This window comes from Streptomyces sp. NPDC006235 (assembly GCF_040613735.1).
GTDB lineage: Bacteria > Actinomycetota > Actinomycetes > Streptomycetales > Streptomycetaceae > Streptomyces.
The window spans coordinates 239,070-260,736 of sequence record NZ_JBEXSR010000002.1; the positions used below are offsets into that span (position 1 = coordinate 239,070).

At 71.5% G+C, this 21,667-nt stretch carries 16 protein-coding genes; 4 read left to right on the plus strand and 12 right to left on the minus strand.

Annotated features, from left to right (window positions below; all coding sequences use genetic code 11):
- The first annotated feature begins 1 nt into the window (after window position 1).
- The 3 genes from ugpC (at window position 2) to ABZ192_RS03280 (ending at window position 3,184) form a co-directional block, all read left to right on the plus strand.
- Entirely contained in the window at window positions 2-1,189 is a 1,188-nt protein-coding gene (gene ugpC / locus ABZ192_RS03270; protein ID WP_356922794.1) for a sn-glycerol-3-phosphate ABC transporter ATP-binding protein UgpC, read from the plus strand.
- Window positions 1,190-1,307: 118 nt separating this feature from the next.
- Window positions 1,308-2,291: an aldo/keto reductase gene (locus ABZ192_RS03275; RefSeq protein WP_356922795.1), complete on the plus strand. Its 984-nt coding sequence runs from the start codon at window positions 1,308-1,310 to the stop codon at window positions 2,289-2,291.
- Window positions 2,292-2,347: 56 nt separating this feature from the next.
- Window positions 2,348-3,184 carry a DUF427 domain-containing protein gene (locus ABZ192_RS03280; protein ID WP_356922796.1) on the plus strand — a complete coding sequence of 279 codons (837 nt, stop codon included), beginning with the start codon at window positions 2,348-2,350 and terminating at the stop codon, window positions 3,182-3,184.
- Here the strand turns inward: ABZ192_RS03280 and ABZ192_RS03285 are convergent.
- From ABZ192_RS03285 to ABZ192_RS03330, 10 genes are all read right to left on the minus strand, one after another.
- Entirely contained in the window at window positions 3,138-3,902 is a 765-nt protein-coding gene (locus tag ABZ192_RS03285; protein ID WP_356922797.1) for a TetR/AcrR family transcriptional regulator C-terminal domain-containing protein, read from the minus strand. The two genes, ABZ192_RS03280 and ABZ192_RS03285, sit on opposite strands and share 47 nt — an antisense overlap.
- Before the next feature lie 128 nt (window positions 3,903-4,030).
- Entirely contained in the window at window positions 4,031-5,098 is a 1,068-nt protein-coding gene (locus tag ABZ192_RS03290) for a GNAT family N-acetyltransferase (protein ID WP_356922798.1), read from the minus strand.
- Between the two features lie 10 nt (window positions 5,099-5,108).
- Window positions 5,109-6,416, minus strand: coding sequence for a beta-galactosidase (locus ABZ192_RS03295; RefSeq protein WP_356922799.1), 1,308 nt, complete (start codon window positions 6,414-6,416; stop codon window positions 5,109-5,111).
- Complete coding sequence (locus ABZ192_RS03300) at window positions 6,413-7,507, minus strand: glycosyltransferase (protein WP_356922800.1); 1,095 nt, start codon at window positions 7,505-7,507, stop codon at window positions 6,413-6,415. Before ABZ192_RS03300 ends, ABZ192_RS03295 begins: the two co-directional genes overlap by 4 nt.
- The gene (locus ABZ192_RS03305) at window positions 7,500-9,065 is read right to left on the minus strand and encodes a phospholipid carrier-dependent glycosyltransferase (RefSeq protein ID WP_356922801.1); all 1,566 of its coding nucleotides are present in this window, start codon (window positions 9,063-9,065) and stop codon (window positions 7,500-7,502) included. Before ABZ192_RS03305 ends, ABZ192_RS03300 begins: the two co-directional genes overlap by 8 nt.
- Entirely contained in the window at window positions 9,053-9,886 is an 834-nt protein-coding gene (locus ABZ192_RS03310; RefSeq protein ID WP_356922802.1) for a PIG-L family deacetylase, read from the minus strand. The genes ABZ192_RS03305 and ABZ192_RS03310 overlap by 13 nt, the downstream gene beginning before the upstream one ends.
- A complete protein-coding gene (locus tag ABZ192_RS03315) occupies window positions 9,868-11,691 on the minus strand; it encodes a glycosyltransferase (RefSeq protein WP_356922803.1) in 1,824 nt (607 codons plus the stop codon). The genes ABZ192_RS03310 and ABZ192_RS03315 overlap by 19 nt, the downstream gene beginning before the upstream one ends.
- Window positions 11,688-14,129 carry a lipopolysaccharide biosynthesis protein gene (locus ABZ192_RS03320; protein ID WP_356922804.1) on the minus strand — a complete coding sequence of 814 codons (2,442 nt, stop codon included), beginning with the start codon at window positions 14,127-14,129 and terminating at the stop codon, window positions 11,688-11,690. Before ABZ192_RS03320 ends, ABZ192_RS03315 begins: the two co-directional genes overlap by 4 nt.
- Window positions 14,126-15,604, minus strand: coding sequence for a glycosyltransferase family 4 protein (locus ABZ192_RS03325; protein ID WP_356922805.1), 1,479 nt, complete (start codon window positions 15,602-15,604; stop codon window positions 14,126-14,128). Before ABZ192_RS03325 ends, ABZ192_RS03320 begins: the two co-directional genes overlap by 4 nt.
- Window positions 15,605-15,610: 6 nt before the next feature.
- Complete coding sequence (locus ABZ192_RS03330) at window positions 15,611-16,351, minus strand: glycosyltransferase (protein ID WP_356922806.1); 741 nt, start codon at window positions 16,349-16,351, stop codon at window positions 15,611-15,613.
- A gap of 194 nt (window positions 16,352-16,545) precedes the next feature.
- On the opposite strand from ABZ192_RS03330, the gene ABZ192_RS03335 reads away from it, so the two are divergent.
- Window positions 16,546-18,426, plus strand: coding sequence for a glycoside hydrolase family 15 protein (locus tag ABZ192_RS03335; protein ID WP_356922807.1), 1,881 nt, complete (start codon window positions 16,546-16,548; stop codon window positions 18,424-18,426).
- Window positions 18,427-18,511: 85 nt separating this feature from the next.
- Here the strand turns inward: ABZ192_RS03335 and ABZ192_RS03340 are convergent, their stop codons facing one another.
- Together ABZ192_RS03340 and galE are read right to left on the minus strand one after the other, a co-directional pair.
- On the minus strand, window positions 18,512-20,416 hold the full coding sequence (locus ABZ192_RS03340; RefSeq protein WP_356922808.1) for an EAL domain-containing protein: 1,905 nt from the start codon (window positions 20,414-20,416) through the stop codon (window positions 18,512-18,514).
- A gap of 119 nt (window positions 20,417-20,535) precedes the next feature.
- Entirely contained in the window at window positions 20,536-21,594 is a 1,059-nt protein-coding gene (gene galE / locus ABZ192_RS03345; protein ID WP_356922809.1) for a UDP-glucose 4-epimerase GalE, read from the minus strand.
- Between the last annotated feature and the right edge of the window lie 73 nt (window positions 21,595-21,667).

A 21,667-nucleotide genomic window follows, 5' to 3' on the forward strand; every position in this document is an offset into this window, starting at 1 on the left:
CATGGCCGAGATCATCCTTGAGGGAGTCACCAAGCGCTTTCCCGACGGGGCCCTCGCCGTGAAGGACGTGGACCTCGAGATCGCCGACGGCGAGTTCGTGATCCTGGTCGGTCCGTCGGGATGCGGCAAGTCCACCACCCTGAACATGATCGCCGGGCTGGAGGACATCACCGAGGGCACCCTGCGTATCGGAGACCGAGTCGTCAACGACCTGGCTCCGAAGGAACGCGACGTCGCCATGGTGTTCCAGAGCTATGCCCTGTACCCGCACATGAGCGTCGGGGAGAACATGGGCTTCCCGCTGCGTCTGGCCAAGGTGGACAAGGCCACCATCGACGCCAAGGTGGCCGAAGCCGCCCGGATCCTCGACCTGACCGAGCACCTGGACCGCAAGCCCGCCAACCTCTCGGGCGGCCAGCGCCAGCGGGTGGCCATGGGCCGGGCGATCGTCCGTGATCCCAAGGCCTTCTTGATGGACGAGCCGCTGTCCAACCTGGACGCCAAACTACGGGTACAGATGCGCACCCAGATCTCCCGGCTGCAGCGCCGCCTCGGCACGACCACCGTGTACGTCACCCACGACCAGACCGAGGCGATGACGCTCGGCGACCGGGTCGTGGTCATGAGGCAGGGCCTGGTCCAGCAGATCGGCACACCCGCGGAGCTGTACGACCTCCCCCGCAACATCTTTGTCGCGGGTTTCATCGGCTCCCCGGCGATGAACTTCCTGAACGCCACCCTGGAGGGCGGTGTCCTGCGCTCGCCCGTGGGTGACCTTCCCCTCGACGACCGTACGAGACAGGCACTGGAACGGCAGAACGCCCCCCGCGAGGTCATCCTCGGGCTGCGGCCGGAGGCATTCGAGGACGTGGCCCTGGCGCACGACCGTGACCGAACGGGCCCGGTCTTCACCACCACCGTGGAGGTCCTGGAGTCGCTGGGGTCCGATGTGTACGTCTACTTCACCGCGGAGGGCGGTCCCGCGACGAGCGCCGAGTTGGAGGAGCTGGCCACGGACTCGGGCATGCGTGACACCGGCGCCGACGCCAGTCACATCGTCGCCCGCCTGGACGCGGCCACGCGTGCCCGCGAGGGTGAACCGGTGGAGCTGCAGGTCGACATGGCCAAGGCCCACGTGTTCCACCCGGGGACCGGAGCCAACCTGACGCATCCGGTGAGGGCGGCCTGACGACGCACGCGTCGTGCGGCCTCTTTCGCCGCACGCCCTTGACCTCAAGTGCGCTCCAAGCTGAAGACTCTCCTTCGTTGCCCCGAGATCCGGGGCGGCGACGGAGGGAGCAACAGCCATGCGCTACCGCACGATCGGCACGGACCCGCGCACCCGCCGCGAGGTGAGCGTGCTCGCACTCGGCGCGATGCTGTTCGGTTCGGTGACGGACGAGAAGACGTCCTTCGCCGTCCTCGACCGGTACGTCGAAGCCGGCGGGAACTTCATCGACACGTCCGACAACTACGCCTTCTGGGCCGACGGCGGCCAGGGCGGCCAGAGCGAGGAACTCCTCGGCCGCTGGCGGCGCAGCCGCGGCGTCGGCGACGAGATCGTCATCGCGACCAAGCTCGGCGCCCGCCCCCTGGCGCCCGGCACCAGCTACGTCGACAACGCCGAAGGCCTGTCGGCGAAGGTGATCCGCGAGTCCGCCGAACGCAGCCGCGAGCGGCTCGGCACGGCGAAGCTGGACCTGCTGTACGCCCACATCGAGGACCACAAGGTCCCCCTCCAGGAGACCGTCGAGGGCTTCGCCGAGCTGGTCGCCGAGGGCACCGTAGGACTGCTCGGCGTCAGCAACCACGCGACCTGGCGGGTCGAGCGGGCCCGTGCCCTCGCCGCCGCGGCCGGACTGCCCGGCTACGAAGTGCTCCAGTACGCGCACAGCCACCTGCGCCCCCGCACCGACGTACCCGAGGAACTCTTCCCGGACGGCAGCCTCGGCCACGCCGGCCCCGACCTGCTGAGCTACCTGCGGGCCGAGCCCGGACTGACGCTGGTCGCCTACTCGCCCCTGCTGAAGGGCGCCTACACCCACCCCGACCGGCTGCCCGCGGACTTCGACCACCCCGGCACCCCGGCCAGGCTGGCGGCGCTGCGGGAGGTGGCCCGGGAGACCGGCGCGACCGTCAACCAGGTCGTGCTGGCCTGGCAGATCGGCGGCGACCTGCCGATCGTCCCGCTGGCCGGCGTCTCCTCGGTGGCCCAGCTGGAAGAGAACCTCGCCGCGATGGACCTGGAACTGACCGCCGAGCAGCGGGCCAGGCTGGACGCGGCGCACTGAGCTCGTGGGACCGTGGAGGGAACCGGACATCCGGACCTCCGGAAGGAGCACCGGCCATGACCACCCACCCGGCCCACCCCGCCGCCCGGTCGATCAGGACCACCCCCGAAGGCCTCATGTGGGAGCCCAGCGAGCGCTGGGTGCGCGGCCGCAAGGGCGACATCACCGTCGTCGACAGCCGGCACCCGGTCCTCGTCTGGGAACCCCACCTGCCAGTGCCGCAGTACGCCTTCCCGCACGACGACGTCCGCACCGACCTCCTCCGCCCGGCGCAGAACCCGCCCACCGGCAAGCACACCGGCTCCCGGATCTTCTACGACCTCGACGCCGACGGCGAGGTGCGCGCGAACGCGGCCTGGACGTTCCCCGCCGACGACCTGGCCGGCCACATCGCCTTCGAGTGGTTCCTGCGCACCGACACGGGCCTCGACCACTGGTACGAGGAGGAGGAAGAGATCTTCATCCACCCCCGTGACCCGCACAAACGCGTCGACGCGCTGCCGAGCAGCCGCCATGTCCGGGTCGAGATCGAGGGCCGGGTCGTCGCGGACACCCACGCCCCCGTCCTGCTCTTCGAGACCTCCCTGCCGACCCGCTACTACTTTCCCCGCGAGGACGTCCGCCTGGACCTGTTCGACGCCACCGACCACAGCACCGGTTGCCCCTACAAGGGCACCGCCGCGTACTGGACCTGGCGCGGCGAGGGCGATGTGCCGCCCAACATCGCCTGGAGCTACCCCGAGCCACTCCCGGCCGTGGCGCCGATCCAGGGACGCGTCGCCTTCTTCAACGAGGCCGTCGACATCACGCTGGACGGCGAGCGCCTGGAGCGCCCGGACACGCCGTTCAGCGGGATGCTGCGGAAGGCGAGCCGCTCCCGGAACCGCCCGTGAAGCTGTCGAGCAGGGCGTCGAGCCCGGCAGCGAGCCCCTCGGGCCCGCCCCGCTCGGCGAGCGCCTCCGCGGTCTCCCGCAGCGTCGGCAACTCCTTGGCGGACAGCCGGTGCAGCCCCAGCCGGAAGGCCGGATCGGTCTCGTCCGGGTTGTCGACCATGGGGCGCAGCTCCACGGACACATAGCCGAGCAGCCAGGCGGTGAAGACCCGGAACACAGCGGAGACGGTGGCCTCGTCGAACCCGGCCTGCCGCAGCAGCGCGAGCACCCGCTCGTGATCCCGCAGCACCGCGGCGGGCCGCCGGGCCAGGGGGACCGCCAGCAGACGCGTGGCCAGCAGAGGCACCGCCCGGGGGTGGGCGAGGCACACGTCGTAGGTCGCGCGGGCGATGCGGTGCAGCCCGGCCCGCCAGTGGGCATCCTCCCCGGCGTCGGCGGCCAGCCGCTCCTCCAGCTCCAGATAAAGGGCCTCGACCAGCCCGTCGAGGAGGGCGTCCTTGCTCGCCGCGTAGCGGTACAGCGCCATGGCCTCGACCCCCAGCTCGCCCCCCAGACGCCGCATGCTGAGCGCCGAGAGGCTCTCGCGATCCACCAGCTCCAGTGCACTGGCCAGCACCTGCTCCCGGCTCAGCCGGCCGTAGCGGCCACGGTCGCTGGCGCGCCGGGCCGGTTCCGGCGTCCCGGCCTTGCGCCGGACTCGGGCCCGTTCCTCGGCCATGACAGCCTCCTCGTCTCGGGACGCGGAGTCCCGGGGCGACCGGCATCCGCCGGCGCGATGGGTCACATACATCCTAGGCGGAGGGATCGCCCCTGCCCGAGGCCGCGTCGCGTCGGAGCAGGGGGGAGTCAACGGAGCCTGTCGACCGCGCCGACGGCCCTGACCGCGGCGCGGTGGATCCGCGGATTGGCGCTGATCGCCGCGTGGGCGGTGCGGTCCGACGCCATGCGCAGCCGGCACAGCATCGCGGCGGGGGTGTGCCGGCCGACGTATCCCTCGGTGACGCTCAGGTCCGCCGTCTTCAGCGCGTCCTTGTAGCGGGAGGTGCCCTTGCCCATGTCGATGTGGACGATCCCGCGCTCCGCGGCGGCCTCGGCGAGCTTGAGGTGCAGCAGAATGCCGGGTGAGTACTTGGCGAACCGGGTGTCATAGGCCGGGAACCAGGTGGCGTACACCTCTTGCGAGCGCAGCCCGTAGAGCATGGCGACGGGTGCCTCACCCGCGCGGAGCACGGACAGCGTGCCCGAGCAGGACTCGGACGGCAGATCGAACAGTTCCCGGAGAATCGCAAGGAACCATGTCCGGGAAAGAATGTCCCGGCGTCCCTTGGACTGCTGCTGGTCGGACTTCCAGCGGATCAGGGTGTCCAGCAGCACGGGGTCGGGCGTGTGAAAGTCCAGCCGGAGCGGGCCCACGTCACGGGTCAGCCTGCGCTCCTGGCTTCGCGCGGTGCGCACTACCTTGTGCCGCAGCCTTTCGAGGTAGGCGTGATGGCCGCCGTCCAGTTCCATGACAGGGGACGAGGCCCGGGCACGAGGTGTACCCGCGGTCTCGAAGGGCGTCTGCCCGGCGGTCAGATGGTCGTACTCCCAGAGGGCGAGACCGCACGCCCTGAGCAGCTCCGCCGGGTCCCAGTCGAGGCCCGGCCGGTGGATCAGGCCCTGGCAGTCGCAGAAGCCGGAGCCGATCGGCTTGCCGGATCCCAGGGCGTGCCGTTCGAAGGGGAAGAACCCGGCGATGCGGCCTCCTTCGGACAGCCGCGCCACCCGGGCGGTGGCACGCCGGTGGCCCACAGCCCGGGCGAACTCGGATGCGAGGAAGGGATTGGCCAACGCCAGGGTCGCGCGTTGCATGGCGCCCCACGCGCCGAGGTCGGCGGCGGTCAGTTCGTCGGGGCGCAGAACCGTGACGTCCATCGGGATCACCTCAGTCGTAGCGGGAGATCACAGCGGAGTAGTCCTCGAGTGACGAACCCGGAGTGCCGTCGTAGAGGTTGTTGTCGAACGCCCACATCAACCCCCGCAGCCCGCAGGTCTCCATCTGGCGGGCCGCGGCGGACATGACGCCGGGATAGTAGGGGCTCACCTGGTTCCCGGCGCTCTCTCCGTTGAGCAGGGCGAAGCCGTAGTGCCGCGCGACACGGGTGACCCAGCGCACCGACGACCACTGGTCGTGCAGGCGGTCGGGCGGGGCCAGGACGTTCACTCGGCGGTCGTCGGGGGAGCAGCCGTTGTTCCGGGGCTCTCCTGAGCCGTCCACGAGTGAGGTCGCCACGATCTGTACGTTGTGGCGTTCGCGGATCTGGCCCAGAGTCCGGAAGTAACCGACCCCGAGGGCGATCAGCCGGTTGCCGACCGACGCGTCCAGGTGCCGCTGGACGGCACGCCGGTAATCGAGCGGGTAGTAGCCGCTGCCTGCCACCAGGACCTTCAGGAACCCGTCGTAGCGCAGTGATTTGTAGTACTCGATCTGCCAGTTCACCGCACCGGTCAGGGCCCTCAGGTACCAGTCGTACCACGCGCGGACCTGAGCCTCGGTGAACACCCGTCCGCGGTAGTCGCGTTGTCCCGGCCGCCAGCCGGGTGCCGGGTTCGCGGGAGTGCCGGGCGGCCGGTCCGCATGGGAAGCGCTCTGGGCGTTGGCGTCGAAGGCCCAGTAGGCGTGGGCATGCGAGTCCGAGGGGTAGCCGAACTCGCCGGTGTCGCTGACGCCGACGCGGATGGCCCAGAAGTTCCCCAGTCCGATGTCCCGGGCCACCTGGTCCACGTAGCGCTGTGCCTGCTCGCGCACGGTCTGGCTGAAGACCATGTTGGGCGCCTCGGTGAGGCGGTTGCCGTCCTGGTCCACATAGGCGGCCTCCGGATACTCCTCGAAGAGCCAACGCGGCGCGTGATGCAGTCCCAGGCTCACCTCGACGAGGAGCCCCGCCCGCTGGAGCCGTTCCAGCGAGCGCCTGACGCTGTCCCGGTACTCGGAGGAGAAGTGGCCTTCCCGGGGCTCGTACTGATCCCAGAAGATTTGCAGATGGGCGACCTCGATGCCCTTGCTCCGCTCCAGAGGGGCCTTCTCGGGCATGGTCTGCAGAGTGCCGAAGACGTAGGACCGGCCGTCGTCGCGCTCCAGGGCCGGGGAGCAGGCGGCGACGAGGAGAGCGGCCGTGACGACACCGACGCGCCGGCGGCAGGGCGCGGCACGGCTCACCGTGCCTCGGGTCTGCCGCCATACCGGTTTCATGCCAGGGACTCCTGGTACAGACGCTCGTACTCAGTGCGGAAGCGGTCGGGTCCGAACCGCTCCTCCACCGTGGCACGACCACGCCGTGCGAGCATCTCCCAGAGTCGTGGTTGTTCCAGCAGCCGCGTCAGCAGCTCACCCGTGCGCACCCCGTCTCCGACCGGGGCCCGGGGCCCCGCGAAACCCAGCTCGCCGAACTGCGGAAGGTCGCTGAGGATCACCGGTCGTCCGGTGGCGAGCGCCTCCAGCACGATGAAGGGGACGTCCGCCTTCCCGCCGAGCGCGCGTGGGGGGAAGAGCAGGACGTCCGACGCCGCCAGCAGCCCCGGCATGTCGGGTACATGGCCGAGGACGTCCACCTCGGGCAGCCCCTCCCGGGCCGCCAGCACCCGCAGCTCCCTCTTGAGCGTCTGCTCGTCCTGCCCCGGCCGGCGTCGCATCGCCAGCACCAGACGGAATCGGGCCCCCGAGCGGTGTGCCTGCGCCGCGGCGGCGATCGCCTCACGCGCGCCGCCCTCTTGATCGTGGTGGCCGGCGAACAGCACCACGCGACCCCCTGGGTTGCGCGGGCGCCACGACCACCGGTCCAGCGGAATCGTCGGCGGGATGACCCGTACGTCGCCGAAGCCCGCCGCGCGCAGTTGCCCGGCCGTCGCCTCCGAGAGGGCAACGGTGACTCCCAGCGGCCGCGCCCGCTCCAGCAGCCCGGTGTCCATCACCCCGGGCACCGTGTGGATGACCGGGCCGCCGCCGAGCAGGCCCCTCCGCAGCCGGGAGAACAGCGGGTACGTTCCGCCGATCGTCAGGATCGCGTGCACCAGGTCCGTGCGGCGCGCCAGGAAACCCCCGGCGAGGGCGGCTTGCAGCCGCTCCGGAACGCGCGGCACACCGTCCCGGGACACGATGGGCACCCGTCGTCCGGGCGCCGTCCCGGGCGTCCCCCGCTGTGGCCACCGGCTGAACCGCAGGAAGTCCCGGTCCGGCATGCAGTCGGCGATCGACGCCGCCAGCTGGGTGTCGGCTCCCGCCCCGCCCTCCCACGGACCGCTGGTGAAGAGCAGCACCCGGCACCGCGCCGAGCGCCTAGCCACCGGCCCCGCCCGCCCCGGCCGTGTGCGCTGTCGGGGGCACCGGCAGCCGGTACACCGCCACCGTTCCGTACGTCCGGCCGCGGAAGGAGAAGAGCAGGTCACCCTGCCGGGTGAGGTCCCGGACCTGGCGCTGAGTGAACGGGGAGTACCCATGAGCGACCAGCCGCCACGTGGTGACGACGTAGGACGCCCGCGCCCCCGCCCGCTCCTGCGGCGTATGCCAGCGGCCGACGCGGTAGCGGTCCTCCAGGACCAGGTCAGTGGAGCCGCTCGTCGAGATCACCCGGCTGCCCGGGGGCACATGGTCCAGCATGTACTGGCGCAGCTGCGCGTAGCCGTCGTCGGGCCGGGACCTGGTCTGCGCGTAGGTGAATCCGGACGCGGCCAGGGCGCCCGCGACCACAAGGACCGCGGTGGTACGCGCGACACCGGAACGCAGCGGCCGGCGCTCGGCCCGCCCCTCCCACAGCCGCACGCCCGCTATCGCCATGACCACGATCGTGGGAAGGATCAGCATGTACAGGGCCTGCTCCTCCAGCGTCCCCTTGACAACGGCGTAGCCGAGAGCGATGCCCGCCGACAGGTACCAGACGCCGAGCAGACGCTGCCCACGGTTGCCGCGACGAAGGACCAGGAGCACGGCCGGCGGGCCCAGGGCCAGCAGTGCGTAGGTGCCGCCGAAATTGCTCACCTCCTCGGCGACGCGCTGGGAGAGGGACGGCGCACCCGCCGCGTTGAAGCCGGTCTCCTGGACCTGGCCCAGCAACCGTCTGATGCCGTGGGTCTTCACCGCCCACAGCTCGTCGAAGTGGCCCGCCGCCGCCACGACACCGACGTAGATCGCGTACGGAACGGTGGCGGACACGGCGGCAAGCAGGGGCAGGGACCGCCGCGACCGCCAGGTGAACAGCACGGCGGCGAGCAGCGGCAGCACCGTGATGAGGGCCGCCACGTCCTTCGTCAGGATGGCCAGGCCGAACAGGAGGCCCCCGGCGACCGCCCGGCCGCGCGCTCTGGGCGGTCGGTCCCCCTGCGTCAACGGCAACAGCACGAGATAGCCGAGCAGTACCCAGAGCATCATCGAGGTCTCGATGAGGACGCGGTCGTTGAGCCGCAGGACGAACGGGTCGAACGCGAAGAGCAGGCCAACCGCCACGGCGGCGGGGACGGACCGGGTGACGCGGGTGATCAGGAACACCAGCACCGCCACGGTGATCATGGCGAGCACGGCGTTGAGCAGCCGCATCTGTTGCACCCCGGCGATGACGTCCCCATGGGCGCCGAACAGCCGCTCCCAGCCGCCCTCCATGTAGAAGTAGCCGGGCGGGTGAAGGAAGAACAACCCACCCTTGTACCGGGGGAATCCTCCGGACTCCACCGAGTGACCGATGCGCCAGTAGTAGACCTCGTCGCCGAACACGTCCGGTGTCTGGCCGAACCCGACCAGTCGGACGACGCCGGTGAGCGCCGCCGCGAGGCCCGCCACCACCCACAGGGGGATCGCCCGGCTTCGCAGCCATGCCACCGACACCGGCAGGGCCCTGCTCACCACAGCCATGACGCACCTCCCGTTTCCTCGCCGTCCGCCGGTGCGCCACCGGCGAGCAGATAGACCTCCGGCACCTCGGGTATGCGGGTGTCGGGGAAGAGCGCGGCCGCCTGCGAGCGGTAGCCGCGCACCAGTGCCGCCTTGGCGGCGAGCCCTCGTGACCACTCCACCCCGGCGAGTTCGTTCCGTATGACGAAGCCAGGGTCGAGGCGATGCTGCTGGTTGTAGGGGAAATCGCTGTAGTAGGCCACCCGGTGACCGCTGAGCTCGGCCGCGGTCCGCACCAGTACGTGGTCCACGTGCCGGCCCACACCCGAGGGCGCCAGCAGGATCGTCTGCGGTGCCGACGCCAGCCTCTCCAGCACGGCCCGCGCACAGGTCAGGGTGTCGGCGTCGTACCGGGAGATCCGGCCCGTGGCCAGATGCAGCCGGTACGTCGGATAGACGTGCGACGGCTCGGGCAGCACACGGCGCATCCAGTCGCGGTGCCGGTCGGACGCTGTGGGCTTGCGGCGGAACAGGCCGTCGGTCAGCCCGAGATGGACCCAGTCGACACCGAGCCGCCCCAGCACGTCCTCGTCCTCGGCACGCCGGTCCCGGTACAGGCGCTCGGCGTCGGTCTGACCCGTCAGCCGGAGGTAACGCCGTCCGGAGAGCGTGTACGGCGGGATGCCGGCCTCCGTGAAGAACGTCGCCACCCGCACGGCCGTACGGCCGACGGCGTGCGCCATCAGCGCTCCGCAGGACAGGACCGCGTCGTCGAGATGCGGGGAGAGCACGACGAACGGGGTGCCCGCGTCGATCGCGGCGGTCAGCGGATCGGCTGCCATGACCCGGCCTCCTTCCGCTCCGCTGCCGGCACCGCACTCGCCGGGGCACTCCCGGCGAATACGGGCCGGTCCAGCAGCTCCTGGACGAGGCCCAGGTACTGGCCCGTCGTCCGCTCCCACGAGAACCACCGCGCGGCCTGGTGCGCCAGGTGCCCCAGCCGCCGACGGGACTCCTCGTCCGCCGCGAGGGACCGCAACCGCTGCCCCAGGGCCGGCACGTCGAAGGCGGGGACGGCGACGTTCCCGCCACCGTCCATCCAGCGCAGCGTGGGAAGGTCGAAGTGCAGTACCGGCTTGCCGTACGCCATGGCCTCCAGCGCCACCAGGCCGAAGGACTCGCTGCGGGAGGGCAGCACCAGGAAGGCGCAGTTTTCCAGGAACTTCTGCTTCTCGGCTCCCGTCACCTCGCCCACCCAGCGGGCGTCGGCACCGGTCGCGGCGATCAGCGCGGCGAGCGAGGCCTCCTCGCCACGGGCGCCCGCACCGGCCAGCAGCAGCGGCATCGACGGCGCGCCGGCGTGGGCGGCCAGCAGGAGGTCCAGCCCCTTCTCCCAGACGTCCACCCGGCCCAGGAAGGCGATGTAGTCGCCCTCCCCGATCCGCCGGGGGTCGAGGGGCGGCTGGTCGACGCCGTTGTGGATGACGTGCGTGACGGCCTGGGGGGCGTGACGCCGCACGGTCGCGGCGTCGGCCTCGTTCAGGACGACGACGTCCTCGTAGAACCGCAGTCCGTAGCGCTCGACCTGGGCGAACGGCAGGTGGTAGCGGCGTGACATCGCCGCTCCGCTGAGCGATTGGGCCACTCCCACCACCCGGCCGCGGGAGAACGAAGGCAGGAAACCCGTGGAGAAGGGCGGTGTGAAGCTCTCCAGCCACAAATCGTGCGGCAGCCTGCGGGCCGTGAGCGGCAGCACCGCGTGGTAGAGGAGTTGCCCGAGGCGCGGTCCGGCCCAGCCGAGCGGCAGCCGGTGGTACCGAACGCCGTCGCGGGTCTCGACGCCGCCACGCGCGGCCACCGTGACGACGGTGACCCGGTGGTCCTCGGCGAGGCGGCGGGCGACCTTGTCCACGAGGAGCGCGCCGCCGCCGTGGTAGTCCGGATTGTGCAGGTCGTCGAAGGTCGAGATCACCACGTGCTTCCCGCCGTCGGCCCGCACTGGGGGCGGTCCGGCCGGAGCCTGCCACCGCGTCGGCACGCATCCCATCGCCTCGGCGGCGACGGTGGCGGGCGGCGCGTCGGCGTCCACCCGGCGGACGGACGGCAACCGGGTGGCCCACTGCCGGTAGCGGTCCCGGAACTTCGCCAGCGGTTCGATCGCGTACTCGCCGTCGCGCTCAGCGAGTACCTCGGCTTCCGCGTCCAGGAGCAGGGTGATCTCGTATGTCCTCGCCAGTCGTGCGAAGGCGGCCGCCAGGCGCGAGCCCGGCGCCGGGTCGAATTTGACGAGCCCGTCGAGCGGGCCGCGGTCGGTCACCACGGCGGCCGGTCCGCCCCGAGAGGTCAGGCGCGCTCGAACCCTGGCTTCCGCGAGAGCCGCGGTGAGTTCGGCCACGTCCACCCAGCCGTGCAGCCGGCCGGCCCACGTACCGATGCCCGAAGCGATCGACCTGGGCTTCCCGGGGGACGCGGTGAACCGGGACCGGATGCTCTGGGGCAGGCGCCGGCAGACGACACAGCCGTAGCAGTACTGGGTCGCCACCGCGTACCCGTGACCGCGCAGATTCGTCGCCATCCGCCCGACCAGCGACGACTTCCCGGCGCCGTCCGGCCCGGACACACAGACCAGCAGGGGGCGATTTCTCATGACAGGAGCATCCTTCGCCTCTTGGCGACCACGAGCGGCACCCGCAGGGCGGCCTCTCGTACCGCAACACGGGTACGTCCATGGCGCAGGAGATGCAGCGCGTGCTCCGCGCCCACCCGCAGTGACGCGCCCACCGGGAGCGGCACCGGCAGTCTGACCGGCGTGCCCTCGTCCAGCCGGCGCATCGCCCCGACCGCCACGGCGAGGGCGCGGTCGCCCCCGGCGAGCCATCCCTCGCGCGCCGCCTCCCGGCGCGCCTCGGCCACCACGTCCGGGGCGAGCAGGCCCCGCAACGCGAACAGTTCCGACAGGTCGAGGGACAGGTTCTGGAACAGGCCGTGCGCCAGCCAGATCCGCAGCTCGTCCGACGGGCGGGGCACCAGCCAGGCTCCCCCGTCGGGCTCGGCCCGCTCGAAGAGCCGACGGGTGGACAGCACCGGCACGCCGAACCACGACACGGCGGTGTGCAGATGGGCCGCCGGGCCGCTGCGCGGTTCCAGCAGCACCTTCGTCGAACGCTCCAGCCAGTACGTCGAACGCTCGACGTACCAGCCCTCCAGGGCGTCGCACGCCGCCTCCCAGCGCCCGTCGGGCACCACGAGGTCGAAGTTGCCGTAGACGTAGTCGCCGGCCAGGTCCGCCTTGATGAGCACGGTGGGGATGCCGGCGGCGCGCAGGCGGCCGGTCACCTCCACCAGGTTCTCCCGGAACGACTCGTTGGCGGTGTCCACCTCGGCCACGACGTCCGCCAGCTGCCGCGGGTACGCGCGGGCGAGGCGGCCCTCCACCTGGTTGTCGCGGGCGAGTGACAGCGCGTGGCGCAGTGCGGCGTCCTCGGCCGGCCGGGCGTTGCCGCGCCATACGGCGTCGACGAGCAGGCTGCCGGGTTGCTCTTCCGCATGGGGGGCGATGGCTTTCGGATGGTCGGCTTTCGTGTACGCCATGGCTGTCCCCGGTCGGTCGGTGGTGCTCTCTGAGAGGCCGGCGGACGGATCCGCCGACGAGTGCCCGGCGGTGACCTCGGTCTGGTCCTCCGCGGGGTCCGGCGCCCCCGGCCGGCGCAGGAACCGCTCCACGGCCCGTACGCCGACGGCTGTCGCGGCGATCAGCCACACCAGCGGGAACGGGCGCAGCACCACCAGCACCGCCGTGAGCAGCAGCGGCTCCAGCAGGGGCGTGCGCCTGAGGAAGGCCGTCCCCTGGCGGTGGACGAGCCGGCCCAGCAGCAGGGCGAGCGCGGCGGCGGCGCCGAGCGCCCCGCCGACGGCGATGCCCCGGACACCGTCGAGGTGCCAGCCCGCCACAAGCGCGAGCGTGTAACCCGCCAGGCCGACGATCTGCCAGCGTGCGCAGGCGTAGTCGTCCACGGCCTGGGAGAAGGTGACCGCCAGGTTGATCGCTCCGACGGCGAAACCCGTGAGCGCGGTGAAGGCCATGAGGGCGCTCATCATGCTGTATTCGGCCGGGAAGACGGTGCCCAGGAGGGCGCCCGGCACGGTGGCGAGCGACGCCGTGAGCGGCAGGGACGCGAGGACGTACATCCGTACGGCGCTGGCGCTGAGCTGGCTGCCGGCCCGCCGTCGGGACAGGGCGGGGAAGAACGCCATGGACACCGCGCCGGCCACGAACAGGGGAACCCGGGAGAGCGTGACGCTCGCCTGATAACTCGCCGCCTCCGACGGGTCGGTGGGCAGCATCGTCACCAGCACCACGTCGACCGCAGCCATGAGCGCGACCAGTCCCTGGAGCCGGGCGATGCCGAACGCCCGCCGCCACAGGTCCCGGTTGGCCGACGCACTGCGCCAGGGCCGCCCGCTGCCGTGCGGCAGGGACGGCCACCACAGCAGGAGCGGCAGCGCGCCGATCCCGAAGGCCGCCAGCGCGCCGCTGTCACTCAGTCCGAGGGCCACGACCAGGAACACGCCGGCCGCCATCTTCACCAGCACCTCGGCCACGTGCAGCAGCGACAGCGTCCGCATCCGCTCCTCGCCCTGGAGCCAGCCCGCGGTCACCGTCGTCACGTAGATCAGGAGCGTGCTCAGCGCCAGCGCCAGCGTGGTGGCGGATCCGGCGAACCGGGTGGACACGGCGGCGACGACGCTGCCCATGACGAGTCCGCCGCAGGTGCTCGTGATGACGGCGAAGCGGCCCGCGTCGCCCCGCTCCGCGTTCGACCGGGCCCGGGCCAGCGCCTGCGCCAGCACCCACGGCACCGTCACCGTCGCCACGGTGGCCGCGCTCAGCAGCAGCCACTGACCGGCGACGAACCGCGCGTAGGAGCCGACGTCCAGCAGCCTGGTCAGGAGCAGGGCGTACCCGTAGTTCACGGCGCCCACGGCGACGGCCGCCGCGGTGAACCAGCGGGCGCCGTGCACCGCCTTGATAACGTCCGGGCGGTTCGCCGGCCGGTGCATCGTGGTCGTGTGGGGGCCGCTCATGCGGGTTCCCGCCGTTCCCGGGCGCCGGGCCCGGCGGTGGTCGGCGCATCCGTGTCGTCCGGATCGGGCTTGCCCTCCTCCGGGTTCACGAGTTCCTCGCGCCGGTGCGCCAGGCGGAACGCGGCCTCGGGCACGCCGAGCCGTCGCAGGGCATGGAACGCGCGCACCTCGTCGCAGCCGTGCAGCAGCAACTGGAAGGTGTCGCCCCGACGGCTCCACCGGTCGGTCTCCCGTAGGAGGGTCTTCACGGCGCGCTCGACCTGGTCGCTGTTCGGAGCCCGGAACCGGGTGAGGACCGTCAGGTCGCTGGCCCGGCGGCGTGACCTGCGGTGCAGGTGCACGCGCCGGGACTCCTCGAGGACCACCTGGGCGAGCCGCTCGGCGCTGTCGTCCCAGGAGAACCGCGCGCTCCAGGCGCGGCAGCGCCGGGCCGCCCGGTCGCGGGCACCGGCGTCGGCCAGCTCGGTGAGGGCCGTGGCGAGCGCGTCGGAGAGCGGCACGCCGTCGGGGACCAGCCAGCCGTTGTGGCCGTCGCGGATGGCATCTCGCAAGCCGGGGACGTCGAAGGCGAGTGCGGGTGTGCCCATGGAGTTGGCCTCGATGACGGTCAGGCCCCAGCCCTCGGCGACCGACGGCACCACGGTGAGCCACGCGCCGCCGAGCAGTGCGTGTTTGCGTTCCTCGCTGACATGACCGTGGAACGTGACGGTCGAGTCGAGACCGAGCGCGGAGCACAGTGCGCGCAGGTTCGGCAGTTCGCTGCCTTCCCCGGCCAGGTCCACGCGCAGGTCCGGCCACCGTTCCCGGAGGGCGGGGAGCGCCCCGAGCAGGAGGTCCACGCGCTTTTGCGGTGTCATCCGTGTGACGAGGGCGACGGTCGGCGTCGCGGCGCGGAGGACCGACCCCGGATACGGGCGCGGGCTGCCGTTGGGCACGAGGTAGACGGGGTTCTTGCGGAAATGGAGCTCGGTGCGCACGCCCTCGCGTGTCGAGGGCGAGACGACGACGATGGCGTTCCGGCGGTAGACCAGGCGGCTGATCTGCTTTTCCAGCAACCGCCCGATGGTGTTCATGGGCCACCGGAAGAAGAGGTCGAACTGCTTTTGGTGGATGTGGTGGATGACGCAGACACCCGCGGTCCAGCGCGGTGTGAACAACGGGGAGAAGAACGGTATGCCGTTCTGGAAGTCGACCACGGCGTCGTAGGTGTGCCGGTTCCTCAGCAGATGAAGGGCCGCGGTGAGATAGACGCCGAAGGTGCCCCCGCGGCGCAGCACGCGCACGCCGTCGGCCCACTCGCCGGCCGGAGCGCCGGGGAAACGCGCCGCGAAGAGAGTCACGCGCGCGTCAGAACCGGCCAGCCGCCGCGCGATCTCGAAGCAGTAGGCCTCCGCCCCACCGGCCTGCGGATGGGCGGGGTCTCGCCAGTTGAGGAACAGGACATTGGTGCGGGCAAGGTGCTCGAGTGCATTCATGAAGGGTCACCGCGTGAGAGAGATGCGCAGCACGTCCGCCATGGAGCGAATGCCGTCGCGTCGGGCTGAGAACGTCGATCCGGGCATGTCCGACCAGGCGACCGGTACCTCCACGACCGTGCCGCCGACCCGCACCATCCGGGCGAGCAGCTCCACGTCGAAGGCGAACCCGTCCACGCGGCAGGTCGGCGCCACGTCCCGGGCGAGCCGCCCGTCGAAGAACTTGAAACCGCACTGGGTGTCGGCGATGTCCGGCAGCGAGAGACGGGTCAGGCGGCGGAACAGCCAGCCGCCGCACTGGCGCATCGTCGACTCCTCGGCCTCGAAGCAGGAGCCGTCGACGTGCCGGGAGGCGATCACGGCCGCGTAGCCGTCCCGCAGCAGGGGCAGCACCTTGTCGAGTGTCTCGATCGGCGTCGCGTTGTCGGCGTCGAGGAACCCGACGAAGCGGGCCGTAGAGGTGACGATGCCCCGCCGGACGGCGGCCCCCTTGCCGTGTTCGCTGCAGCCGATCACCTGGACAGGGGTCGCGGGGCTGTCGAAGCGCTCCGGTATGTCGATCGTGCAGTCAACGCTGTCGTTGTCGACCACGACGACGGAGGACGACCAGGTCTGGTCCCGGAGGTAGTCCACCGTCGACTCGATGGTGCGGGGCAGGCGGCGTTCCTCGTTGACGGCAGGAATGACGATCTCCAGCTCGACCGGGGGACGCCTGAGACACGGTGGGATCTCCTGGCATATGTGCACGGGAGTTACCTCCGTCGCGATCCGGGATCCAGACGCCGTATGTTTACGACGTATACGAGCATCTTGTGCCGATTTGGCCGGGTGCGTCAAGCGGAGGGCGATAAGAGTTGACTGGCACTGTTCATCGGGGAGACGCTGTACGTATACGTTGTAAACACGAGAGAGCCGTCGCGCGGTGACGGAGGACGGTGATCATGAGCGTACCGATCGAGGACTTTGCCCTACTCAGCGATCTGCAGACGGCGACCATGGTCGGCCGTAACGGCTCCGTCGACTGGTTGTGTCTGCCCCGCTTCGACTCACCGGCCTGCCTGGCTTCGCTGCTGGGCGACGGCGACAACGGCTGCTGGCGCGTCGCCCCGGCGCGCCTCGCGACGTCCGCCGGAACCGATCCCGGCCGCTGCGCGGACCGCGCCTACCGGCCGGACACCCTCGTCCTGGACTCCCGGTGGGAAACCCCGGACGGAACCGTGCGCGTCACCGACTTCATGCCACCGCGAGCCCAACTGCCCTGTCTGGTCCGCGTGATCGAGGGGCTGTCCGGAGCCGTGCGGATGCGCAGCGAACTGCGGCTGCGCTTCCATCAGGGCCGGGTCGTGCCATGGGTGCGGGACGCCGGGAACGGCACCGTCGCGGTCGCCGGGCCGGACGCCGTCTGGCTCGACGCCGACGGACCGGTGAGCACGCTCGGCGACACGGACGCCACGGTGTGGGAGTTCACCGTCCCTGCCGGGCGGCGGCTGGCACTGAGGCTGGCCTGGTCGCCGTCACACCTGCCCGGCCCGCCGCCGCCGCTGTCCGTCCCCGCCGAGACGGCGCTGAAGGAGACCGTCGACTTCTGGCGCCGCTGGGCCGGGCAGTGCCGCTACCAGGGACCATGGCGGGGCGCCGTGGTGCGCTCCCTGATCACACTCAAGGCCCTCACCTACGCACCGACGGGCGGCGTCGTCGCTGCCCCCACCACCTCACTGCCCGGCCGCATCGGCGGTGACCGGAACTGGGACCACCGCTACTGCTGGCTGCGCGACTCCACCCTCACCCTGTCCTGCCTGCTGCGCAGCGGGTACCGGGACGAGGCCACGGCCTGGCTGGACTGGCTGGTGCGTGCCATCGCCGGTGACCCCGCCCAGTTGCAGGCCGTGTACGGCGTCGGCGGCCAGCGCCTGCTGCCGGAGACCGAGGCGCCCTGGCTGGCCGGTTACGAGGGCTCACAACCAGTGCGGTTCGGGAACTCCGCTGTCGGCCAGTTCCAGCTGGACGTGTACGGCGATGTGCTGGACACGCTCTGCCTGTCCCTGCGGGCGGGTATCCCCATGCCGGCGCACGTCTGGGACCTGGTCGAGGCGCTCATGGGCTGTCTGCTCCGGCACTGGCGGGAACCCGATCAGGGACTCTGGCAGGTGCGCGGGCCGCGGCGCCAGTTCGTCCACTCCAAGGTCATGGTGTGGGTGGCCGCCGACCGGGCCGTGCGCATGGGGGCACTCCTCGGCCGCAACGGTTCCTCCGCCGAATGGCGGGCCATGCGCGACGATGTGCACCGGCAGGTGCTGCGGGAGGGCTGGGACCCCGGACAGCAATCGTTCGTGCAGGCCTACGGTTCGCCGGCCCTGGACGCCTCCAGCCTCCTGATGCCCAGGCTGGGCTTCCTGCCTGCGTCCGACCCCAGGGTGCGAGGCACCGTTCGGGCGATGCGCGGACTGGACCGCGGTGGCTTCCTGCTGCGCTACGCGCAGGGCGGGGACGGGCTGGACGGCCTGCCCGGCAGCGAGGGTGCGTTCGTGGCATGCTCCCTGTGGTACGCCGCCACCCTCGCGGCCACCGGCCACACCGCGCGCGCCCGGGAGGTCTTCGAGCGCGTCCTCGCGATCCGCAATGACGTCGGACTACTCGCGGAGCAGTGGGATCCGGAAACCGGACGGCAACTGGGCAACGCCCCGCAGGCGTTCAGTCATCTCGCGCTGGCGGAGACGGCGTTCGCTCTGTCCGCGGCGCAGTCGCGCGACGCGCGCGGGCCGGGAGGAGTGGCGCCGCGCCGGACCAGCGTTCTGCGAAACCACCAGCGGGAAGCGCGGTAGCCGGTCTGCCCTTGCTCCAGGTGAAGCGTCCGGCCCTTGCCCTCACCTGGACCGTCCGGCCCTTGCCCTCGCCTGAACCGCCGCCTCAGTACACGCCCGGTACCGGAGCCTCCGTGTCGGGTCCCTCGCCGTGGTGCCGCCGGAGCGCGACCACGCCCTGTTCCACCGTCATGGGCCGTGCGAACAGGTAACCCTGCCCGAACCGGCAGCCCATGGCGGTCAGCAGGTCCCGCTGTCCCCGCTGCTCGATACCCTCGGCGATGATCTGGAGCCCCAGCGTCTGGGCGAGACGGACGATGCCCTGGACCAGAGCGGCCTGCCGGGGATCATGCGAGATGTCGTCGATGTATGTCTTGTCGATCTTGAGGGTGTCGACGGGGAAGTCGCGCAGGTAGCGCAGCGACGAGAAGCCGGTTCCGAAGTCGTCGACCGCGATGCGCACGCCCAGCTCCTTCAATGACCGGATGACCGATTCGAGCCGGTCGTCCCCTTGCATGAGCACGGACTCGGTGATCTCCAGTTGCAGTGAGCCAGGCGCGAGGCCCGGCGTTTCGACGGCGCTGATCACCTTCGCCAAGAAGTCCGTGTCCTGCCACTGTCGGCCCGAGACGTTGACGCTGATGTACGGGGCCACGGCCCGGCCGGCTGCATGTTGCAGCCGGGCCATGTCCAAGGCGGCGTTGCGCAGGACCCAGGCGCCCAGCGGGGTGATGCGCCCGGTCTCCTCGGCGAGCGGAATGAACTGCCCCGGCGAGACCAGCCCGTGCCGGCCCTGGGGCCAACGGGCCAGCGCCTCGAAACCGATGACTTGGCCCCCGGTGATGTCCACGACGGGCTGGTAGCGCAGCGCGAACTCTTCCCCGGAGATCGCGCGGTCCAGCCGCGCCTGCAGGTTGTGCCGTGCGGTTCCCCGGACCCGCAGTCTCGGCATGAAGCGGCGCCACTGCCGCTTCCCCGCGGCCTTGGCCGCCCGCATGGCCAGCCCGGCGCACGTCAGCAGCTCGTCGGCGTCGGTGCTGTCCAACGCGGTGGCCACGCCCACGCTGGCGGAGATACTGATCGACCCCTCGGGCAGATGGAACGGGCGGTCCAGTACCTGGATCACCTGCGCGGCCAGCAGCTCGGCGTCGAGGGGGTGTCCGGCGTCCTCCATCAGTACGGCGAACTCGTCACCGCCCATCCGGGCCGCGATGTCGGTGCGGCGCAGCGTCTGCGACAGGCGCTCGCCCACCGCCTCGAGGATCCGGTCTCCGGCCGAGTGCCCCAGGGTCTCGTTGACGGTCCTGAAGTCGTCCAGGTCGACGAGGAGCACACAGGGCAGGACCTCGCGGTGGTCGCGCAGCAGGGCCCTCCCGATGCGCTCCAGCAGCAGGGCCCGGCCGGGCAGGCCGGTGACCGGGTCGCGGGAGGCACGCCGGGAGAGTTCGTGCTCCGGCTTCCGCGGCTCGGTCATGTCCCGGAGGGTGACGACCAGGCCACCGACGGTCTCGTCCTCCCGCAGATCACGGCAGTGCGCTTCCATCTCGATGCGACCGCCCCACTGCCTCACCCACCAGCGGTCGTGGACCTCCGGGGTCCGCTCGTCGTCCAGGACGGCCAGCGTCCGGTCGACCCGCTCCCGGTCGAGCGGGTCGATAAGGTCTCCCAATGCCGTTCCGATCACCCGGGAGCGGTCGAACACGGCCCGCGCGGACGGGCTGGCATAGCGGACGGTCGAGTCGTCGTCGAGGACGAGGACGACGTCCGAGGGGCTGCCCGGCAGGGTGCGGAAGGAGGCATCGCCCTCTTCGCGCGCGTCCCGCCGAAGCCTGGCGCCGAGGGCCGGCCGGGGCCGCCGGCGGGCGAGGACCCCGGTGGCCGCGGCCGCGGCCCCGGCCAGACCGATGACCGCCCACAGCGGCGGCCGCGGGCCGGGGGGCGTCACATACAGGCAGGTGACTCCCCCGACCGGCATGACGGAGGCGGCCATCAGCCGGCGGGCCTGCGGCACGGGCACACACCTCCTCGAGTCGGGCGAGACCGGAACGGCCGTGCCCGAACGCTCGCCCCGGGCGGGGCCGACGCATCGCGGTCACGGCCGGTCAGCGGTCCGGTCCGGCAACCGTTCGTTCAGTACTCCTTCCGCTTGGGGGCTTGCGGGGAGTTCGCGTAGCCGTTCGGACGGAGTTGCTGAGACCGCCAGGCGTCCCGGCACATGGACTCCAGATCCCGTGTGGGGCGCCAGCCCAGGTCGAGTGTGGCGGCGCGCGCGTCGGCGACGGACTCGGCCACGTCACCGGGGCGTCGCGGGGCGATCTCGTACGGAATGTCCCGGCCCGTAGCGCGCGAGAACTCGGCCACCATGTCGAGGACCGAGTTGCCCTCGCCCCGGCCGAGGTTGTACACGCGCATGCCCGGTTCGTCGCCGAGGTGATCCAGCGCCACCCGGAGCGCCTCGACCGTGTCCATGACGTGGATGTAGTCGCGGATCGCGGTCCCGTCGGGCGTCGGGTAGTCGTTCCCGAACACGGGCAGCCGATCCTGCCGCCCGGCGGCCACCTGTGCCATGTACGGCATCAGTTTCCCGGGCGGGCCGGGCTGGTCCTCGCCGAGCAGTCCGCTGGGGTGGGCGCCGACCGGGTTGAAGTGGCGCAAGCACAGCACGGCGTACTCGGGGCGGCGATGGCAGACGTCGGCCAGGATCTGCTCACATGCCCACTTCGAGGCGGCGAAGGGGTTCGTCGGGCGGGCCGGCGTGGTCTCTTCGAGGGGGCGGTGGCCCGCGTCGCCGTAGACCGAGCAGGTGGACGAGAACACCAACCGGTGCACCCCGTGGTCCTGCATGACGCGCAGCAGGGCGGTGGTGCCGCCGACGTTGGTGTCGTAGTACTCCACGGGTATCCGCGTCGATGTGCCGACCGACTTCAGCGCGGCGAAATGCACGACGGCGTCCACGGCGTGCCGGTGGAACACCGCCGACAGCGCCCGCCGGTCGCGGATGTCCAATTCGTAGACAGCGCCCACAAAGCGTCCGGCGACCCTCTGTACCTGAGCGAAGACCTGCGGGGCGCCGTGGGAGTAGTCGTCGACCACGATCAACTCGTAGCCGTGGTCGAGGAGTTCTGCGCAGGCGTGCCTTCCGGTGAAACCGGCTCCGCCGGTGACCAGGACTGTGGACGGTGCGCTCATGAGCCAGGCTCCCCGTGGACGCCGTACGTTTACGGTGTATATATACGACTTTGCGCCCATCTGCACCGAAGAG

Coding starts and splice junctions, on each gene's coding strand:
- ABZ192_RS03335 (WP_356922807.1), top strand. CDS start 16,546: ATGAGCGTACCGATCGAGGACTTTGCCCTACTCAGCGATCTGCAGACG.
- ABZ192_RS03295 (WP_356922799.1), bottom strand. CDS start 6,416: ATGAAACCGGTATGGCGGCAGACCCGAGGCACGGTGAGCCGTGCCGCG.
- ABZ192_RS03290 (WP_356922798.1), bottom strand. CDS start 5,098: ATGGACGTCACGGTTCTGCGCCCCGACGAACTGACCGCCGCCGACCTC.
- ABZ192_RS03275 (WP_356922795.1), top strand. CDS start 1,308: ATGCGCTACCGCACGATCGGCACGGACCCGCGCACCCGCCGCGAGGTG.
- ABZ192_RS03305 (WP_356922801.1), bottom strand. CDS start 9,065: ATGGCTGTGGTGAGCAGGGCCCTGCCGGTGTCGGTGGCATGGCTGCGA.
- ABZ192_RS03280 (WP_356922796.1), top strand. CDS start 2,348: ATGACCACCCACCCGGCCCACCCCGCCGCCCGGTCGATCAGGACCACC.
- ABZ192_RS03320 (WP_356922804.1), bottom strand. CDS start 14,129: ATGAGCGGCCCCCACACGACCACGATGCACCGGCCGGCGAACCGCCCG.
- ugpC (WP_356922794.1), top strand. CDS start 2: ATGGCCGAGATCATCCTTGAGGGAGTCACCAAGCGCTTTCCCGACGGG.
- galE (WP_356922809.1), bottom strand. CDS start 21,594: ATGAGCGCACCGTCCACAGTCCTGGTCACCGGCGGAGCCGGTTTCACC.
- ABZ192_RS03310 (WP_356922802.1), bottom strand. CDS start 9,886: ATGGCAGCCGATCCGCTGACCGCCGCGATCGACGCGGGCACCCCGTTC.
- ABZ192_RS03325 (WP_356922805.1), bottom strand. CDS start 15,604: ATGAATGCACTCGAGCACCTTGCCCGCACCAATGTCCTGTTCCTCAAC.
- ABZ192_RS03285 (WP_356922797.1), bottom strand. CDS start 3,902: ATGGCCGAGGAACGGGCCCGAGTCCGGCGCAAGGCCGGGACGCCGGAA.
- ABZ192_RS03315 (WP_356922803.1), bottom strand. CDS start 11,691: ATGAGAAATCGCCCCCTGCTGGTCTGTGTGTCCGGGCCGGACGGCGCC.